Origin of the sequence: Halostella limicola (genome assembly GCF_003675875.1) — an archaeon.
Taxonomy (GTDB): domain Archaea; phylum Halobacteriota; class Halobacteria; order Halobacteriales; family Natronoarchaeaceae; genus Halostella; species Halostella limicola.
The window spans coordinates 1018152-1037098 of sequence record NZ_RCDI01000002.1; the positions used below are offsets into that span (position 1 = coordinate 1018152).

The 18947-nt window shown below is 69.8% G+C and carries 16 protein-coding genes and 1 other RNA gene; 7 read left to right on the plus strand and 10 right to left on the minus strand.

What is annotated here, in order from left to right:
• The first annotated feature begins 761 nt into the window (after window positions 1–761).
• Both D8670_RS13025 and D8670_RS13030 read left to right on the plus strand, forming a co-directional pair.
• Entirely contained in the window at window positions 762–1070 is a 309-nt protein-coding gene (locus D8670_RS13025; RefSeq protein ID WP_121818512.1) for a hypothetical protein, read from the plus strand.
• A 104-nt stretch (window positions 1071–1174) separates the two neighbouring features.
• Window positions 1175–1513, plus strand: a complete 339-nt coding sequence (locus D8670_RS13030; protein ID WP_121818513.1) for a hypothetical protein — start codon at window positions 1175–1177, stop codon at window positions 1511–1513.
• Here the strand turns inward: D8670_RS13030 and D8670_RS13035 are convergent.
• Both D8670_RS13035 and D8670_RS13040 read right to left on the minus strand, forming a co-directional pair.
• Window positions 1510–2304, minus strand: coding sequence for an enoyl-CoA hydratase/isomerase family protein (locus tag D8670_RS13035; RefSeq protein ID WP_121818514.1), 795 nt, complete (start codon window positions 2302–2304; stop codon window positions 1510–1512). The two genes, D8670_RS13030 and D8670_RS13035, sit on opposite strands and share 4 nt — an antisense overlap.
• Window positions 2301–3863 (minus strand): long-chain-fatty-acid--CoA ligase, encoded by a 1563-nt coding sequence (locus D8670_RS13040; RefSeq protein ID WP_121818515.1) that lies wholly within the window; start codon window positions 3861–3863, stop codon window positions 2301–2303. Before D8670_RS13040 ends, D8670_RS13035 begins: the two co-directional genes overlap by 4 nt.
• Before the next feature lie 118 nt (window positions 3864–3981).
• On the opposite strand from D8670_RS13040, the gene D8670_RS13045 reads away from it, so the two are divergent.
• Window positions 3982–5088 (plus strand): aminopeptidase, encoded by a 1107-nt coding sequence (locus D8670_RS13045; RefSeq protein ID WP_121818516.1) that lies wholly within the window; start codon window positions 3982–3984, stop codon window positions 5086–5088.
• Between the two features lie 57 nt (window positions 5089–5145).
• Here D8670_RS13045 and D8670_RS13050 read toward each other — a convergent pair whose 3' ends face one another.
• The 3 genes from D8670_RS13050 to rnpB all read right to left on the minus strand — a co-directional run bounded on the left by D8670_RS13050 (window position 5146) and on the right by rnpB (window position 7416).
• Entirely contained in the window at window positions 5146–5922 is a 777-nt protein-coding gene (locus D8670_RS13050) for a YihY/virulence factor BrkB family protein (protein ID WP_121818517.1), read from the minus strand.
• A 49-nt stretch (window positions 5923–5971) separates the two neighbouring features.
• Complete coding sequence (locus D8670_RS13055) at window positions 5972–6946, minus strand: matrixin family metalloprotease (protein ID WP_205254081.1); 975 nt, start codon at window positions 6944–6946, stop codon at window positions 5972–5974.
• A gap of 55 nt (window positions 6947–7001) precedes the next feature.
• Window positions 7002–7416, minus strand: an RNA gene (gene rnpB / locus D8670_RS13060) — RNase P RNA component.
• A gap of 307 nt (window positions 7417–7723) precedes the next feature.
• Here rnpB and D8670_RS13065 point away from each other — a divergent pair.
• Window positions 7724–8326, plus strand: coding sequence for a TIGR00296 family protein (locus D8670_RS13065; protein ID WP_121818519.1), 603 nt, complete (start codon window positions 7724–7726; stop codon window positions 8324–8326).
• Window positions 8327–8552: 226 nt separating this feature from the next.
• Here D8670_RS13065 and D8670_RS13070 read toward each other — a convergent pair whose 3' ends face one another.
• From D8670_RS13070 to D8670_RS13080, 3 genes are read right to left on the minus strand one after another with little or no spacing between them, the layout of a single operon-like run.
• Window positions 8553–9701, minus strand: coding sequence for a nicotinate phosphoribosyltransferase (locus D8670_RS13070; RefSeq protein WP_121818520.1), 1149 nt, complete (start codon window positions 9699–9701; stop codon window positions 8553–8555).
• 30 nt (window positions 9702–9731) lie between these two features.
• Window positions 9732–11048 (minus strand): Hvo_1808 family surface protein, encoded by a 1317-nt coding sequence (locus D8670_RS13075; RefSeq protein ID WP_121818521.1) that lies wholly within the window; start codon window positions 11046–11048, stop codon window positions 9732–9734.
• A gap of 38 nt (window positions 11049–11086) precedes the next feature.
• Window positions 11087–12763 (minus strand): Hvo_1808 family surface protein, encoded by a 1677-nt coding sequence (locus tag D8670_RS13080; protein ID WP_121818522.1) that lies wholly within the window; start codon window positions 12761–12763, stop codon window positions 11087–11089.
• Window positions 12764–12872: 109 nt separating this feature from the next.
• Between D8670_RS13080 and D8670_RS13085 the strand changes: the two genes are divergently transcribed.
• A complete protein-coding gene (locus tag D8670_RS13085; protein ID WP_121818523.1) occupies window positions 12873–13445 on the plus strand; it encodes a cysteine hydrolase family protein in 573 nt (190 codons plus the stop codon).
• Here D8670_RS13085 and D8670_RS13090 read toward each other — a convergent pair whose 3' ends face one another.
• Window positions 13446–15794 carry a histidine kinase N-terminal 7TM domain-containing protein gene (locus D8670_RS13090; protein WP_162994293.1) on the minus strand — a complete coding sequence of 783 codons (2349 nt, stop codon included), beginning with the start codon at window positions 15792–15794 and terminating at the stop codon, window positions 13446–13448.
• A gap of 74 nt (window positions 15795–15868) precedes the next feature.
• Window positions 15869–16729, minus strand: a complete 861-nt coding sequence (locus tag D8670_RS13095; RefSeq protein ID WP_121818525.1) for a DUF8155 domain-containing protein — start codon at window positions 16727–16729, stop codon at window positions 15869–15871.
• A gap of 52 nt (window positions 16730–16781) precedes the next feature.
• On the opposite strand from D8670_RS13095, the gene D8670_RS13100 reads away from it, so the two are divergent.
• Complete coding sequence (locus D8670_RS13100; RefSeq protein WP_121818526.1) at window positions 16782–17459, plus strand: lipoate--protein ligase family protein; 678 nt, start codon at window positions 16782–16784, stop codon at window positions 17457–17459.
• Between the two features lie 116 nt (window positions 17460–17575).
• Window positions 17576–18841 carry a dihydroorotase gene (locus D8670_RS13105; RefSeq protein WP_121818527.1) on the plus strand — a complete coding sequence of 422 codons (1266 nt, stop codon included), beginning with the start codon at window positions 17576–17578 and terminating at the stop codon, window positions 18839–18841.
• The last annotated feature ends 106 nt before the right edge of the window (window positions 18842–18947 follow it).

The following is an 18947-nucleotide window of genomic DNA, read 5'->3' on the forward strand; positions in this document are numbered from 1 at the left end:
CCGGAACCCGCATCGCGCCGAGCGCGCGGCCGGACCTGCAGAAGCGATCCTGCAGGGAAGATCGTCGTGAAGTTCCGTTCGATGGTTCGCTTCGGTAATGTAAGCGGAGAGGACCATACCCGCAACGAATAAATCATGCGTGAGTGTCTCACTCATGCCACCACAAGTTTTACTTTCCCAACCGTTCACAGGTTGAATTACATCGCACGCCCGGTACTCCGGGCGACACAGGGTGACTCACGATGACCATCGCACTACCATCACGGACGGCCGCTCCCGCGACGAGCGGCGCGTTCACTCCCGCCGGGTATGCCGACCCGGTCGTCGCCGGCGACGGCGAGGCGGGCCGTGATGGGTGCGTCGTCGTGACTCGCCCGCGCGCTCGGTCCGGCACCCTCGCCGCGTAAGGCGTCGCCGAGGGGCGGACCGTTTCTCCGGGACTCCACGTCGCCGGGGGAGAGTCCGTCCCCGACGGGTGTCGGGGCCGAGCGCGGTTCTCCGACGCATCCGTCGTTTTCGGTGGCACCTTACCGGCGAGACCCGGGCACGCGATGATCGTCGCGGGGACGCCCCGCGACGCAGCCCGCGTCCCGCTGACGCCCCGACCCCGGCGGCGTTCTCCGCGCCGGCGGGGTGGTACGGCAACGGAGAGAGGCATCGCTACCGATATCGCAGACGACCGATCCGCCCCCGCCGCGGCCCAGACCGCGGCGGACCGTCGCCTCGCGCGACGGGCGCGTTCGACTCGCGCCGGGGGCCTCATGCAAGCACAACGAACGCCCACGGTCACCGCCACCGCCGAGGTGGAGATCCGGGTGCCCCGAGACGGCGACGCCCTGGAGCGCGACGCCGAGACCGTCCTCGAACGGCTCGACGCCGTCGACCGCGCGGAGGTCGACGGGCTCACCGGCGTCACGCCCACGCTGAACGACCTCCAGGTCGGCGCGAACGTCCGGCTGACGCTCCGGCTCGACGGCGCGGGCGACCCCGCGGCGGCGACCCGCGAGGCGCTCGCCGACGGCTTCGGCGTGCGCGAGGTGTCGGTCGTCGAGGTCCGCGATCCCGCGTGACCCGACGACCGCTCCGGCGCCGCCGTCGCGCCCCGACCCGCCGAACGGCAGTGACCGACCGCGCAGACGCACCGCCTCCCGACAGACAGATCAGACCCAGAACGATGTTACGAGAACTCGCCCACTCGGTCGCCGAAGCCGAGTGGTCCGACAGTGTCGCATCGGCTTCCGAACGCGCGTCCGCCGCCGCGGCGGACGCGTACTCCCGCTCGCCGCTGGCCGAGCGCCGGCCGCCCCCGGTGCCGGACAGCGTCGTCGCCGCCGCGCTCGTCGCCGCGCTGTTCGGCGCGGCCGCGGCGTCGGCCGTCGCCGTCGCGCTGGCGGTGTTGCCCGCGAACCCCGCGTTGCAGGCCGTCGTCGTGGCGCTGGGCGCCGCCAACGTCTTCGTCGGCCTGCCGCTGGTCGCGGTCAAGGCCGCCGAGGTCGTCGCGCAGCGCCTCTAACGCCCCTCGAACTCGGGGGATCGGCCCTCCATGAACGCCTCCGCGCCCTCGCGGTGGTCGCGCGTCTCGAACACCGCGCCCTGGGCGTCGGCCTCGCACTCCATCGCCTCGCGGAGCGACCGTTCGAGGCCGCGGTTGATCTGGCGCTTCGACGTGCGGAGCGCGACCGTCGGCCCGGACGCGATCTCCTCGACTAACTCCGCGGTCGACTCCTCGAACTCGTCGTCCGGGTAGACCCGGTTGACGAGGCCGATATCCTCCGCCTCCGCGGCGGAGATGCGCTCGCCCGTGAACACCAGTTCCTTCGCCACGTTCTCGCCGACGATCCGGGGAAGGAGATACGACGTCCCGGAGTCGACGGCCAGCCCGACCTGCCGGAAGCCGAAGCTCAGCGACGACGACTCGCTGGCGACCTGCAGGTCGCAGGCGATGGCGAGGTTCGCGCCGGCGCCGAACGCCGCGCCGTCTATCTTCGCGACCGACGGGAGCGGGCACTCCGCGACGCGGGCGACGGCGCGGCTCGTCTGCTCGATGACCAGCCGCACCTTCTCGTCGGTCGGCACGTCGCCGGTCAGCCCCTCGATCATCGAGTTGATGTCGCCCCCGGCGGAGAAGGTGTTCCCCTCCCCCTCGACGACGAGACAGCGGGCGTCGCTGTCCTCCACCTCGTCGATGGCGTCGATCAGCTCGCTCGATATCTCGTGAGTGAGCGCGTTGCTGGTCCCGGGCTGGTCCAGCGTGATCCGCGCCACGTCGTCCTCGTAGGTGAGGTGGACCGCCTCGTCGCTCATTCCTCGGCCTCGCGCAGTTCGAACTTCTGGACCTTGCCGGTGGTCGTCCGCGGCAGTTCGTCGACGAACTCGACCTCGCGGGGGTGCTTGTACTCCGCGAGGTTGCTCAGGCAGTACTCCTTGATCTCCTCGGCGGTCACGTCCGCGTCCGGCGTCGGGACGATGAACGCCTTCACCGTCTCGCCGCGGCGCTCGTCCGGGATCCCCACGACGGCGGCGTCGGCGACGGCGTCGTGCTCGAACAGCAACTCCTCGACCTCCCGCGGGTAGACGTTGTACCCGCCGGTGACGATCATGTGCTTCTCGCGGTCGATGACGTAGAAGAAGCCGTCCTCGTCGTGGTACCCGATGTCGCCGGTGTGGAACCACCGCTTGCCGTCTTTCTCCGTGAACGCCTCCTCGTTGGCCTCCGGAAGCCCGGAGTAGCCTTTCATCACGTTCGGCCCGCTGACGACGATCTCGCCGGTGATATCGTCGAGATTCACGGACTCCTCGTCGACGGGACCCTCCTCGACCGGCGCCACCTCCTCGAAGTCCACGTCGACCACCATCGAGTCGACGCCCGGCAGCGTCTTGCCGATGCTGCCGACGCGGCGGCCCGCCTCGGGGCTGTTGAAGTGCGTGACCGGGCTGGTCTCGGTGAGGCCGTACCCCTCGTAGATCGTCGCGTCGTACAGCTCCTCGAACCGCCGGAGCACCTCCACGGGGATGCCGGCGCCGCCGACGCCGCAGAGCCGCAGCGACGAGAGGTCGAACGACTCGGCGTCTGGCTGGTTGATAATGTCGTTGTACATCGCCGGCACGCCGTGCATCAGCGTCAGCCCCTCGGACTGGATGAGACCGACGGCCTGCTGGGCGTCCCACTCCGGGAGCGGGTAGTACGCGCCGCCGCTGAACAGCGTTGCGTTCATCACGACGGTCATCCCGTAGATGTGAAACAGCGGGAGGACGCCGAGTTGCTTGTCGTCCGGACGGATCCCCTCGGGCACCAGGTCCGCGGCGACCTCCGCGTTCGACTTGAGGTTGTTGTGGGTCAGCTGGACGCCCTTCGGCTGACCGGTCGTCCCGCTCGTGTACGGCTGAACGGCGAGGTCGTCGTCGCCGCGCTCGACCGCGTCCTTGGTCCCCTCGGCGAGGAACTCCTCGAACGGCGTGCCCGTCTCCGCCTCGCCGCCGACCGTGATCAGGTGTTCCACCTCAGTCTCGTCGCGGACCTCCTCGACGAACGGCGCGAGGTCGGCCAGCGCCACGACCGCCTTGGCCCCGCTGTCGCCGAGCAGGTGACTGATCTCCCGCGACTTGTACTGCGGGTTCATCGGTACCACGACGCCGCCGGCCCGGAGCGTCCCGTGGAACGCGGTGACGAACTGCGGCAGGTTCGGCAGGTACACGCCGACCGCGTCGTCGGGTTCGATCCCGTGGTCGGCCAGCGCCTGCGCGAACTGTCCGGTGCGCTGCCAGAGCGCCCCGTAGGAGACGTCCGTCCCGTCGAAGTGGACGGCCGTCCCCTCCGGCCGCTCCTCCGCTACCGCGCCGACGTTCCTGACAAGATTTGTCATAGTCCATCGTGAACATGTGGGGCATGTCTATAAAACATTCCGCTCGTTGGGTGTTTCTGCCGATGCGGGGTCGACGTCGATCGCCGGGTCTTTTCACACCTCCGGCGACAGCGGTGGTATGGACGACCGAGTGCACGAGCACGCCGAAGTGCTCGTCGACTGGAGCGCGCGCATCGAGGAGGGCGATGACGTCGTCGTCGACGTCGGCCCGGACGCCCACGACCTCGCCGTCGCGGTCGCCGAGAAGCTCGGCGAACGCGGGGCGAACCCCGTCACGCTGTACAGTTCCGGGGAGGTGACGCGGGCGTATCTCCGCGCCCACGGCGGCGACTTCGACGAGGACCCCGACCACAAGCTCGCGCTGATGGAGAACGCCGACGCCGTCCTCTCGCTCGGCGGCGGGCGCAACACCGCCGCCACCGCGGACGTGCCGAGCGAACGCCGGCAGGCGAGTCGGAAGGCGGAGCGGGGCGTCCGCGAGGCGTACATGGACGCCGACTGGGTGTCGACGGTCCACCCCACGCGGTCGCTGGCCCAGCAGGCCGGGATGGCGTTCAAGGAGTACCAGGACTTCGTCTACGACGCCGTGCTCCGCGACTGGGAGGAACTGGCGGAGGAGATGGCGAAGATGAAGGAAATCCTCGACGAGGGGAGCGAGGTCCGCCTCGTGAAGGAGGACACCGACCTCACGATGTCCATCGAGGGCCGTACCGCGGTCAACAGCGCGGCCTCCGTCGCGTACGACTCCCACAACCTCCCCAGCGGCGAGGTGTTCACCGCGCCGTACGACACGGAGGGCACCGTCTACTTCGACGTGCCGATGACGCTCCAGGGGTCCGCCGTCCGCGGCGTGCGCCTCACCTTCGAGGGCGGCGAGGTCGTCGACTACGCCGCGGAGCAGGGCGAGGCGGTCGTCGGCGACATCCTCGACACCGACGAGGGGGCGCGTCGGCTGGGCGAACTCGGCATCGGGATGAACCGCGGCATCGACCGCGTCACCGACAACATCCTCTTCGACGAGAAGATGGGCGACACGGTCCACCTCGCTCTCGGCCGGGCGTACGACAGCAACCTCCCCGAAGGCGAGTCCGGCAACGACAGCGCCGTCCACGAGGACATGATCACCGACGTGAGCGAGGACTCCCGGCTCGAAGTCGACGGGGAAGTGGTCCAGCGCAACGGGACGTTCAGGTGGGAAGACGGGTTCGAAGAGAGCGAGGGCTGAGCGGAGCGTCGCGTGCGCCGCGGAGGAGGGACGAGCGGGCGGAGCGAGCGCGAACGACTACGCGGACATCGTCTTCGGCCCGCGACGGACGGCGTTCACTGCCGCGCCAAGCAGTATCACGATGCTGCCGAAGTAGAGCCACGTGACGAACAGCAGGACTGCACCGATGACGCCGTACGCCTGGTAGCTCCCCGCGTTGGCGGCGTAGATCCGGAAGCCGATCTGCAGGAGGACCCACCCGACGGCGGCGACCACCGTCCCGGGCAGCACCTCCTTCACCGACACCTCGACCGGCGGAAGCACGTAGTAGATGGGCAGGAAGGCGAGCGTCAGCACGGCCACCAGCACCACCGTTCCGAGGACGTTGATGAACGGTATCTGGAGGTTCAGTATCGATAGCGCCGCACCGACCGCGACCACGAGGCCGACGGCGAGCGCGATGCCGACCACGACGACGAGAGCGTCTTTAACCTGGTCCAGCAGGGAGGCTTCCATCTCGTCCGCGTACACCTCGTCGAACGCCTGGTCGAGGCCGCGGAAGAGCTTCAGGGCGCTCCAGGTTAGTGCGACGAACCCCACGATCGACGCTCCGGCTCGGCCGCTCGTGGCCGTCAGCGCCTGCGTCACGATGTCCTGCCCCGCGGACGAGAGCTGCTGGCTGAGCATGCTGACCACGCGTTCGGCCAGCGCCTGTCCGCCCACGAACGACGCGACCGCGACCGCCAACAACACTATCGGAATTATCGATACGAACGCGTAGTAGGCGATCCCCGCCGCCAGATAGGTCAGGTTCCGATCCCGCGCGAGGTCGATGACGGAGCGAGCGGTTGACACGCGCGCTGTACAACGTCCACGGGGTCGTTCGTTTGGTTCTAAGGCCGTGTTACCGCCACCACTCGCCCCGGCGGTCGTCGCCCTCGGCGTCGCGGAAGGGAGAGGGCCACTCCGCCTCCTCGGTGAAGCCGAAGCCGTACCCGAGCCAGTACCCCGCGTGCCAGCCGACCGCCTCGGTGTCGACGCCCGACACCGTGATCCGCAGGCGGTCGTAGCGCTCCAGTTCGCCGTCCTCGTCCACGTCGACGCCGCCACGCGTGCCGCAGGAGCCCGTGCCGTCGTCGCAGGGCAACTCGTCGGCGAAGTCGATCACCACGTCCGCCGCCGACCGGTTCTCGACGAGGCGGAACGAGACGTTCTCAGGCACCGTGCCCTCGGCGCCGCCCTCGTAGTAGTCGAGGGCGCGGCGGACCTGCTCGCGCGCGCCGTCGGGGTCCGACGCGTTCTCGGCGTCGACGGCGACGGTGAGCGTCGAGTCGTTCCACGGGAGCGCGCGTTCGGTCGCGTTCGGTTTCGGAACCGTCGCGAGCGTCGTCTCGTGGGCCATCACGTCCTGCGGGTCGTCGTCGTGGGTGAGCCCCAGGACGTGGCCGAACTCGTGTTTCGTCACGAACACCGCCGAGTCGTTCGAGAGGTCCGACTGCACCTCGACCGTGAGCGGCGCGTCGACCCGGTCGTCGGCCGACAGCCGCGGCGCGCAGCCGGCCGGACCCTGCACGTCGCCGCACTCCCCGACCTCCGGAACGAAGTCGACGACGAGGTCGGGGTCTTCCGCGTCGGGCCTCAGGACGAACTCCGCGTCGTACGTCGCGTACTCGCTCCCGTTGGCCTCCCAGTACTCGATGGCCTCTCGAACGAAGGACGTGTAGTTCCGATCGCCGTGGCCGTCGACGGCGACGACGATCGGTCCGTCGCCCCACGCGTCCGCCGTCGATCCCTCGCTCTCGAAGTCCGTCACGTCCCCGACGCCGGCGACGCAGCCCGCGAGAACGATCACGAGAGCGAGGGCCCAGGCCCGATGCATCTGACGAGCCATAAAACGCTCTCCGATATGAACCTTGTCGCTCCGCACGGAAACTGGCAGAGAGGAGTAAGCCCCCTTCTGTTCGGTCCGGCATTCGGCTGAGCGTCCGCGCCGCGTCCGGGCTACCTTGTGGCGCGGACTTGCACCGGTGAGGTTTCGCCGTTCCATCGCTCCTCGGCCCAGGGGACGGCGTGTGCCGCCCGGAGCGCGGTCGCAATTGCGACCGCGCGGCCCTCGGCGGGTTAGCTCCCCTCCCTTGCGGTCGGGTTCGCGCGCCTCATCGGTCGGGCCGAGACGTGTCGTTTCTGTTCCAGAGCCAGCGGTCTCCCGCTCCGGACTTGCGTCCGGTCACCTGCCCAGACGGTGGGGGGACTTTCCTCGCGGGCGCGGGTCGCCCCGAGGGGCGATCCCGCGTCGTGCGAACGGGTCGTTTCCGACCCGAACGCCGCGGCGGCCGGACTCTCTCTACCGGTTTTACCTAGGTCGCTCCCGTGGTTAAGTGGATCGGTCACCCCTTCGCCCGAGTGCGGGTAGCAAGAGATTACCCGCAGTAGTGAAGCGTTTCTCTCCTGATACGCGGGTAACGGTGGCTTTCCCAGCCGGTGCTCTGGCGGATGCGGTGGCGTCGGAGAGAGGTGTATCGACGGCGTCGCGCCGCCGCCGAAACGGGTTGGGAAAGCCGAACGTTCTCGTTTCGGACCCTCTATCGGTCGAATTATGTAATCTCTGACCGGTAGAAGGGAAGGGTTGAAGGTCGTCCTACCCCTTGGGAGTTGTATGTCTCAGGTACAGAGCGTCGATCTCTCGTACGAAGACGGCGCCCGAGCGGTCGAACTGGCGCGGGAAGCCGTCGAATCGTACGTTCGCAACGGACAACGTGAGCAGCCGGGCAGCATGCGCGACGCCTTCTACGCGCGCACCGGCGCGTTCATTCGTCTGGAGTCGACGCGGGGGCGGGGGAGCCTTCGAGGGTGTTCCGGCGGGTATCAGGAAGACGACCAGCTCGGCCACGTCATCGTCGACTCCGCCATCCGCGCCGCGAGCGACGACTCCTGCGGATCGGAGGTGACACCCGCGGAGCTGTCGAACCTCACCGTCTCCGTCTGTGCGGTCCGTAACGTCGTGCTGACCGACGACCCCGTCGCCGATATGGATCTCGGCACCCACGGCGTCGCGGTCGACGCCGGCGGCGACAGCGGCTGGCTCTACCCGACGGTCCCCGTCGAGAACGACTGGTCCGAGGCCGAGTACCTCGCGCGCGTCTGCCGCAAGGCCGGCCTCAACCCCACCGCCTGGCAGGACGACGACGTGATGGTGACGCTGTTCGAGGGCCAGATCTTCCGCGAGCGCGAGCCCGAAGGCAGCATCGAGGAGCTGTAAGACGACCTTTTACGCTGCGTGTTTGCGAACGGTCCGCCAGCGGCGGACACGTTCGCAAGAGTCGGCAAAAGCTCCACCAGAATCACTCCTCCTTCACTTCGCTACGCTCCGTTCAGTCGTCGGACCGATCGTTCGCTCTTCGCGGCGCTACGCGCCGCGTCCGTTCACTCGCGGGTGCAGTGCTTGCGGGACAGCCTGCGCTCCCGGCCCTCGTGATGGACTCTCCTCACTCGAAACCGACCTGCTCGGCGTCGGCCTGCGCTCGCGCCGCCGCCTCGTCGATGTCGAACTCGCGGACGATCTCGCCGTCGCGGACGAGCGGCTTCAGGAGCGCCTCGCCGTCCTCCGGGCCGTCCCGGTTCGCGAGGCCGACGTGGTGGGTACCGTCCGGCGTCCGGTACACGTCCTTCACGCCCGAGAGCTTGCCGCGCTTGGCGATCGGCTCGCCGTCGACCTCCACGATGTCGAGGCCGAAGTCGAGCGGGTCGGCGTCCGTGACGTAGCTCCCGATGCCGAAGCCGTCGGCCACGTCCCGGAGGTTGCGCAGTTCGACGGGCGTCAGCCCGCCGGAGAGGAAGATGCCGACGTCCTCGCGGCCGCGGGCGTCGAGCTCCCAGCGCACCTCGCGGACGATGTGTCGGAAGTCGCCGCGGCGCGACCCCGTCGTGTCGAGGCGAACGCTGTCGAGGGCGTCGCCCAGCGTCTCTGCGGCGCGGATCGTCTCGTCTTTCTCGTCGGTGAAGGTGTCACAGAGCGCGACGCGGGGGACGTCCTCGTCGACGGCCTCGTCGAACGCCGCCCACGCCGCCTCCTGCTGGCCGCGGCCGAAGCAGATGATCAGGGCGTGGGGCATCGTGCCGCCGGCCTCGCGGCCTAACACCTCGCCGGCGGCGACGTGGGAGAAGCCGTCGAGGCCGGCGATCAGGCCGGCGCGCTCGACGACGGGGGTGATCGCGGGGTGGACGTGGCGCGCGCCGAACGAGAGGACGAGCGACTCCGGCGCGGCCTTCCGTGCGCGCAGCGCGTTCGTCGTGAACGCGCTCGCCTGCGAGAGAAAGCCAAGCAGGGAGGTCTCGAAGCGCGCGAACTCCAGATACGCCCCCTCGATGCGGAGGACGGGACCGCCGTCGAACAGCTGTCCCTCGGCCAGCGCGTCCACGTCGACGGCCCGCCCCTCGAACAGGTGCGCGACGTCCTTGACGCCGCCGAAGACCTCGAACTCGCCGGTCGGGAACTGGTCGGCCGTCACCTCGGCGACGACGTGCGGGTTCCTGTCGGCGTGTTCGAGCGTCCGCTCCGTGCGCTCGAAGTAGGCGTCAGTCGCCGTGCCGTCGAGGACGGCCTCTGCCGACACCGTGTCGAACGGGTTCGTCATACCGGCGATAGCCCGCCGACTTCGAAAAAGCTACTCGTTGCGGCTCGCGTGGACGCCGTCTACGTCCTCGACCGTCGGCGCGTTGACGACCTCGACGGTGCGCCCGTCGCGGACGACCCGGAACGCGTCGTCGAACGCGCTCTCCTCGGGGACGCGGTAGGTGTTCTCGCCGACTGCCTCGGCGCCGTGCTCGTCAAGTAGTTCGAGGTACGCCGCCCGGAACTCGCGGGCGTCCTCGACGGTGTCCCACTTCGTCCGGAACACGTACCCCCTGTCGTCGCCGTTCCGGTAAGGGACGACCCGGTCGCCGGCCCACCCATCGGTGATCGGGTGGGAGTAGTTGTACCGCCGCTCGTCGGACCGGAGGTGGTCCTCGGGGATCACGCCGTTCTGCCAGAACGTCGCGTACAGCGCCCCCTCGCCGAGCGTCTCGCCGCCGCGGTCGAAGCGCTCCCAGTCGTCGGACGACCGGTCGGGAACCGTCACGTTCGCGGGCGTCTCGTCGGGATACCGCTCGGGGTGGATCACCTGCTCGGTGCTCGCCGGGTAGTCCTCGAACGCGTCGTCGACGGCGTCCCACCCGCCGCGGTCGCGCAGGTCGCCGACCAGTTCCGGCCCCTCCGAGTACGGCAGGTACGTGACGAGGAAGAGCCCCCGGTTGTACGACCGGTCGCTCGCCGTGCGGGGGACCTGCTCGATGCAGTCCCACTCCGCCTCGCAGCGCTCCTGGTACCGGTCCATCACGTAGTTCGCGTCGCCCTCGACGACCGACGTGACGGCCTTGCGCCCGTCGAAACTGCTCCGACGCTCCCCGAGGTTGAGCTGCTGGGCCTGGAGCGCGTGGACGAGTTCGTGCACCAGCGTCGCGCGGTCGACCGCCACCGCGTCGGGGTCGTCGGCGACGAGGACGATCTGACCGCCGGCGTAGTACCCGGTGACGGACCCGCCGTACACCTCGCCGAACGCCTCGCCGGCGGTCGTCTCCTCGCCGACGAGAAACGCCGCCTCCCACACCTGGTCGTCCCACTCGCCGTAGCTCCGGCCGAGGCCGCCGCCGGAGCGGAACTCCTCCCGCGAGACCACCTGGACGGACACCGAGTCGGTGAACTCCAGGCCGCGGATGACCTCTATCCGCGCCATCGCGCGCGAAGTGACCGCGCGCAGTTCCGAGCGGTTCGCGCCGTCGCTCGCGTCGACCGCGACGCTGCTGTTGTGCCAGTAGCCGTCCTCCCAGCCGAGGGGGTCCTCGTCGTGGTCCGGCGGGGCCGCCGGGCCGGTCGTTCCGGTCGGGGCGGTACAGCCGGCGATAGCGAGCAAGCAGACGACGGCCAGCGCTCGGAGACGCATCGTGCCTACGGGAGGCCCGCGAGAAAATAAAGGTGGGCTTACGCCCGGCGGCCGATCAGCACCGCGGCGACCAGCGCGACGAGCGCCGCGCCGACGCCGAAGCCGGGCATGTCCTCGGCGGACTCGCCGTCGTCGGTGTCGTTACCGTCTACGTCGGTCGATTCTCCGTCCGTCGTCTCGCCGTCGGACGACTCGCCGCCGTCGCCGGCGGACCAGTCGGACTCGCTCACGTCGGGCGCGGCGCCGTGAACGGCGCTCAGGTCGTCGAGCGTCGGCGCGTTCACGACGACGACGCGGTCGCCGCGCTGCTCGACGTAGAAGGCGTCGTCGAACTCCCCGTCGTCCGGGATCCGGTAGACGCCCTCGTAGCCCTCGACGGACTCCGCGCCGCGGTACTCCAGCAGCTCGCGGTAGCCGGTGGCGAACTGCTCGGCGTCGGCCTCAGAGTCCCAGACGGAGGCCCAAACGTAGCCGGTCTCGTTCGTCTCCGCGGAGTCGTCGGCGACGTACGGCACGAGCCGGTCGCCGTCCCAGCCTTCCGTGTACCGGTGGGTGTAGTTCAGCGGGTCGATGGGGTCGAGCTCCTGCGAGCCGTCCTGGAAGTTGAAGAACGAGCGCGCGTCGATGAGCTGATCGCGCTGGTTGGACTCGTAGTACGGGTACATGAACATCGTGAACATGCCCGCCTCACCGAACGAGGCGTAGTCGATGCTCCCGTTCAGTTCGAGGACGCCCCACTCGTCGGAGCTCCGGTCCTCGACGGTGACGTTCGTCGGCGAGTCCTCCAGATACCGGTCTGGGTAGATGACCTGCTCGGTGCTCTCCGGCGTCGCGTCGTACACCTCGTTGACGGCCTCCCAGCCGCCCTGCTCGTAGCGGTGCTGGACGAACGCGGCGCCGTCGCTGTAGGGCTGGTAGGAGACGAGATACAGGCCGAAGTTCGCCAGTTCGCCGCCCTGTTGACCGGAGCGGCTGTCGAGGCAGTCCCACTCCTCGCCGCAGCGCTGCTCGTAGCGGTACTCGACGAAGCTCGCGTCGCCCTCGATGAGGCCGCTGTTGGCGTTGCTCCCGTCGGTGGTGTTCGCGCGGATGGACGAGAGGTTGTACTGCTGGTCCTGGAGCGCGTGGTGGAGTTCGTGTCCGAGCGTCAGTTCGCCCTCCAGTCGCGGGGAGGTCTGGTTCTCGGAGACGATGACCATGCGGTCCTCTTCGGGGCTGTAGAAGCCGAGCACGCTCGACCCGAAGTTCGCCGACTGTACCTCGACCGCGTCGGTGCTCTCGTTGACGAAGAACGTCGCCTCCCACTTCACGTTCTGGTGGAGGCGCTCGTCCGCGGTCATGTTCCGGAACCGCTCCATGGAGACGTTCCGGTACTCGTCGCGGGAGATCACCTCGATGGGAACGTCTTCCTGAAACTCCAGGTCGCGGATCTCCTCGACGCGAGCCATCGACCTGTTGACGACCTTCCGCCGCTCGCTCTCGTTCAGGCCGTCGCTGCGGTCGACGTCGACGCTCTCGTTGTGCCAGTAGCCGTTCTCCCAGCCGATCACGTCCTCGTCGGGGTCGGCGGGGGCGGTGTCGTTGTCCTCCTGATCGAGCGCCGGCGACGCGTCCGCGGTCGCCGTCGTCGGCTCGGGCGACGCGGCGGCCGCGGCGGGGGTCGCGGCCGACGCGACCAGCAGGCCGGTGATCAGTAGGGTGATGATAGTTCGCATGCGGTAATTAGGGGTTTTCGCCGACGTGTAAAAAAGATTGGAAACCTGATCCCACCGGGGACAGGTTGGCGACGTAACCGTTTTTGAGCGCCCGCGAGTAGCGTCGGACATGGAACTCGATCCGGACACCACCGCGATAGTCGTGGTAGACATGCAGAACGGCTTCGCGCACCCGGACGGGAGTCTCTACGCCCCCGCGAGCGAGGAGGCGATCGAACCGATCGGCGAACTTGTCCGGCGCGGCAGCGAGGCCGGCGCGACGGTCGTGTTCACCCGCGACGTCCACCCGCCGGAACAGTTCGAGGACGCCCACTACTACGACGAGTTCGAGCGCTGGGGCGAGCACGTCGTCGAGGGGTCCTGGGAGGCCGAGATCGTCGAGGACCTCCCTACCGAGACGGCCGACCACGTCGTCGAGAAGCACACCTACGACGCGTTCTACGAGACGGAGCTCGACGGGTGGCTGTCGGCCCGCGGGATAGACGATCTGGTGATCTGCGGGACGCTGGCGAACGTCTGCGTCCTCCACACCGCCGGCAGCGCCGGGCTTCGGGACTACCGGCCGGTCCTCGCCGAGGACGCCGTCGGGTTCATCGAGGAGGACCACCGGGCGTACGCGCTGGACCACGCCGACTGGCTGTTCGGCGAGGTCGCGGAGCGCGACGAGATCGAGTTCGCCTGATCACTCGACGGCGACGCCGGTGATCTCGAAGCGAGCGCCGCCGGAGAGGTCCCGACCGTCCCCGCCGGCCGAAGGCTCGTCGCCCCCGTCGGCGTCCGCGATCCGCACCGACCAGCCGTGCGCCTCCGCGATCTCGCGGACGATGGCGAGGCCGAATCCCGTCCCATCGCTCGTCGAGGAGTACCCCCACTCGTAGACCGCGTCCCGCTCCGACGGCGGGATCCCCGGCCCGTCGTCCTCGACGTAGAACCCGACAGGGGAGCTTCGGTCCGCCGAGGACCGTGAATCGACGGCCCGCTTGCCCGATAGCACGCCAACGGTGACCGAAAGCTCGGCGGCGGCGGCGCTCGCGCCGTCACCGACGGCCCCCTCCGCCGCCGCGTCGTCCGAGAGTGGCCCGTCTGCGGTCCCCCGGCTCGTCGCGTCGTCCGCCGCGGATCGGTAGAACGTGTCCTCACCGATGGCCTCGGCGGTCTCTTCCGGCGCGCCGTGCTCCACCGAGTTGCGAAACAGGTTCTCGAACAGCTGCAGGAGGCGGCGGCGGTCAGCCCGGACGGCAGCGTCGCCCCGGACGTCGAGGCGGGCGCCGCCGGTGTCGACGTTCTCCCACGCTTCCGCGGCCGCGTCGGACAGCGACACCGCCGCCGGATCGGTGACGACGCGTCCCGACCGGGCGAGTTCGAGGAGGTCGTCGGTCAGGCGTTCCATCCGGTCTATCGCGTCCGCCACCTGGTCGAGCGCGTCGACGTCGCCCTCTTCGCGAGCCAGTTCCAGGTAGCCGTCGGCGACGGAGATCGGGTTACGGAGGTCGTGGCTGACGACGCTCGCGAACTCGTCCAGTTGTTCGTTCTGGCGCGCCAGTTCGCGCTCGCGCTCCCGGAGCTCCGCCTCGCGCTCGGCCCGGGTCAGCGCCGCCGCGGCGTTGTCGGCCAGCACCGACGTCAGCCGGACGAGCGCGTCGTCGGGCTCGAACGGCTCGGTCGACGCGGCGCCCAGCGTGCCGCGGTCACCGAGGGGGAACACCGCCACGCCACGGACCGGCGTCTCGTCGTCGCGGAGGGCGTTCGTCTCCCGAACGTCGCCGTACACGATCGGTTCGCCCGTCTCGAACACCGATCCCTGTAACCCCTCGCCGACGTCGAAGGCGGGGACGGGGTCGTACAGATCGAGCACCGCGTCGGTGTACGCGGCGGGACGCAGTTCGCCGTCCTCGGCCAGATGGATCGCCGCGTATTCGAGGTCGAGGACGTCGCGGACCGCGTCGACGGTGTGCTCGGCGACGGCGTCGGGCGTCTCCGCCCGCATCAGGTCGCGGCTTGCCGACTGTATCGCCTCTAGCGACTGCTCCCGTTTCCGCCGCCGCGTAACGTCGCGGAGGATGACGACGGCGCCCTGCCCGTCGTCCAGCGGCGTCACCAGCGGTTCGAAGTACCGCACGCCCCCGCCGGAATCGAACGCGACCACCTCGTTCGTCGTGGCCGCGTCGACGTCGACGGCGGCGGCCACTTCGGGGAACGCCTCGAGAAACTGCCGACCGAGCGGGGCGGTGAGGGCCGACAGATCGCGCGCCGCGGGGTTGACGTCGACGACGTGCTCGCCGCCGTCGACGGCGACTACCGGATCGTCCATCCGGTCGACGACCGCCGAGCGGGCGACGGGCGAGAGGTCGAACAACCGGTAGTCGTACAGCGCCCAGAACACCACGACGCCGTTGACGACGAAGCCGAACGGCGTCAGGTCGAGGTGCGGCACCGGCGAGACGCCGAGGTGGTACGAGGCGTTGGCGACGCAGGGCGCGACCGACGCCCCGAGGACGAGCAGTGACTGCTTCCGATAGAGCCCGGACGACCGGACGGCGACCCCCGCGATGAGGATCATACCGGCGGTGACGAAGAGGTAGCTTGCGGCGACACTCACCCACCAGCCGACGCCGTACTCGACGACAAGAAGCCGAAACGGTCCCTCGGTGACCAGCGCGGCGTCCGACCAGAACTGCCCGTGGATCGGGTTAGTGAACGAGAGCGTTGCGGTGACAGTCGCCGGGAGGGCGACCGCGGCGACGACGAGCGGGGATATCCGATCCTCGTAGTCCGCGTACTCCAGAGCGAACAGCGTCCACAGTGCCGGGACGAACGCGATGACGGCTGATCGCCACCGGAACCACGAGAGCGCGGCCGCCAGGTCCGTCGCCGTGATTTCGGCCGCGAACCCGAGGAGCCACAGCGCGTTCACGGCCATCATCGCGGCGAAGTAGCGGCCACCCCGGCGTTCGCGACGCTTCCAGGTGACCGCCGCGAGACCACCCGCCAAGAGCGTCGCGGCGAGAGTGCCCGCCAGAAGAGCGGCCACCGCGGGAGAGTAAACTACCAGCAATATGAGGCAAACCAGACGCTCTCACCCTATAGCGATAACGGCCGCTCCGTTCAGCGCCGGATCGCGACGGTCACGCGCTCGCCCTCGGGAAACGATGCGTCGGGACAGATCAGCTTCGCGCCGAACCCCGCGTCCCGCGCGAGAAACAGCGAGAGGCCGGTGATCGGCTCGCCGTTCGCCAGCACGGTGACGTCGTCCCAGGTGACGGTCCGTCCGTTCGCGACGCCGACGCGCGAACCGAGCAGCGCAACGTCTCGCTCGTCATCGGGCGGACTACCGCGGTTCGCGGCCAGCAGTCCGCCGCCCGCGTAGTGCGGGAGACCGCCGTCGAGGACCCGGGCGTCGTCTCCCGCCGGCCCGACTGCGTCCGCAGCGATGCCGGCGAAGTACGCGCCGGGGTCGGGGTGGCGGGGCGCGTCGAGCACCGCGTACGTCTCGCCGGTCCCGACGACGGTACCGGTGCCGTCCCACGGGAGCGCGCGGAGGTCGGCGTCGACCTCGATCCGGAGTGACCCCGACGCCCGGTACGGGTTCGCGTCCGGGTCGCGGAAGCCGAGGTGGACGTGGTTGTCGACCCACGGCGCGAAAAAGCCCGAGCGCACCATCTCGCCCAGCGAGTCGCCGACCGCTACCTCATCGCCGGCCGAGACTGCGGGGTGGACGTGGAGGACGCGGGCGATCCGGTCCCCGCAGTCGATCAGGATCAGGTGGTCGTGCTCGACGGCGTAGGGTTTCTCGGGCGCGGTGACGGTCCGGGTGTCGATCACCTCGCCGGCGACGGGGCTCGGCGCGTCGTTCGACTCGGGGTAGAGGTCGATCGCGCATCCCTCGTCGTGGGCGTCGTACGGCGAGTTGTACAGCGAGAACCGCGGGTACCGCTCGACGACGGACTCCGGCAGCGTGACGGCCATCGCTCTCGCCTTCGGTCCGAGGCGTTTAGTCGCCTCGGGTTCACGCCCCGGTATGCGCGTACTCCGGGGCCGCGCGGCGTCGATCGACGCCGACCGCGAGGTGACGGCCGAGATGCTTTCCGCAGTCGGAGAGGACGGCGACGCCGCGGTCCGCGTCTGGACGCCCCACCGGCAGGTCGCCTTCGGCCGCCGCGACGCCCGCGAGGACGGGTACGAGGCAGCCCGCGAGGCGGCCAGCGACCGCGGGTTCCCGCCGGTCGAGCGCAGCGTCGGCGGCCGCGCCGTCGCGTACGCCGGGACGACGCTGGCGTTCGCGCTCGCGGAACCGATCGACGACCTGCGCGAGGGCCTCGACGAGCGCTACGAGCGCGCGACGACGGCCGTCGAGCGCGCGCTCCGCGAGGTCGGCGTCGAGACCGAACGCGGCGAACCCGACGACTCGTTCTGCCCCGGTACTCACTCCCTGCAGCGCGACGGGAAGATCGTCGGCATCGCCCAGCGCGTCCGGCAGGACGCCGCGCTCACTGCCGGCGTGGCGATCGTCGACGCACGCGACGAGATCGCCGCCGTCCTCGACGACGTGTACGATGCGCTCGGCGTCCCGTTCGACCCCGACTCCGTGGGCAGCGTGGCCACCGCTGGCGGCACCGGCGACCCCGAAGCGGTCCAGCGAGCGATAGAGCGGGCGTTCGTCGGCGACGCCGACGCGGCCGTCGAGCGCGTGGACTGATCGGGGCACTTACGCCCGGATCGCGTCGAGTGAGCGTACTGTCGGTCGTAACTGTTTACGCGGATTCGCCGCAACGTACCGGAGAACCCTTTTCTCTGACGTACGACCGACAGTACATGCTCATCGGCGATGCGACCCTGCCTGACGGTCGCGAGCGAGACGTACGCATCGAGGACGGGACCATCGCGGCGGTCGGCGACGACCTCGGCGATCCGGACGTGGACGCGACCGGAAAGCGGCTGTTCCCTGGCGCGATCGACGTTCACGTCCACTTCCGCCAGCCCGGCTTCCCGCACAAGGAGACGTGGGAGACTGGCAGTCGGAGCGCCGCCGCGGGCGGCGTGACGACGGTTGTCGACCAACCCAACACCGACCCGCCGACGGTTACGGGCGAGGCGTTCGACGAGAAGGCGGCCCTCGCCGAGGCGTCGCTCGTCGACTACGGCGTCAACGGGGGCGTCACGCCGGACTGGGACCCCGACGCGCTGTTCGAGCGACCGCTGTTCGCGCTCGGCGAGGTGTTTCTCGCGGACTCGACCGGCGACATGGGGATCGACGCCGACCGCTTCGCCGACGCTGTCGTGCGGGCGGGCGCGGAGAACGTGACCGTGACCGTCCACGCAGAGGACGCGACGCTCTTCGACGAGGGAGCGAGAGAGCGCGACGACGCGGACGCGTGGAGCGCCTACCGGACCGCCGAGGCCGAGGCCGCGGCGGTTGAGCGCGCCGTCGAGGTCGGCGCGGACGCTGACGCCGCCCTGCACATCGCCCACACCAGCACGCCGGAGGGGATCGACGCGGCGAGCGACGCCGGCGTCACCTGCGAGGTGACGCCTCACCACCTCTTCCTCTCCCGCGAGGACCTGCCGGACCTCGGGACCTTCGGTCGGATGAACCCGCCGCTCCGGAGCGAAGCGCGCCGCGAGGCGGTGTACGAGCGCGTCGCGGACGGCACCGTCGACGTGATAGCGACTGACCACGCGCCTCACACGCGCGCGGAGAAGGACGCGAGCGTCTGGGACGCCCCCAGCGGCGTCCCCGGCGTCGAGACGATGCTCCCGCTCCTGCTGGAGGAGGCGCGACAGGGACGCCTCTCCTACGAGCGAGTCCGCGATCTGGTCGCCGCGAACCCCGCCGCGATCTTCGACCTGCCGGCGAAGGGTCAGATCGAGGAGGGACGCGACGCCGACCTCGTCCTCTTCGACCCCGACGACGCCCGAGAGATCCGCGGCGAGGACCTCCACTCGAAGTGCGGGTGGACGCCGTTCGCGGGCCGGACCGGCGTGTTCCCGGAGCTGACGCTGGTTCGGGGCGAGGTCGTCTACGACGCGCGCGACGGCGAGTCGTTCGGCGACGCCGTCGGCGAGAACGTGCGCGAGTAGCGAGCAGGCGACGCTGGAGAACCCGCGGCGACGCGTCGCGCGACCGCTGACCGCCGCGGGGCGGCGTTCAGATCACGACGGACGGTGGCCGCGGCTTCTCTGATAA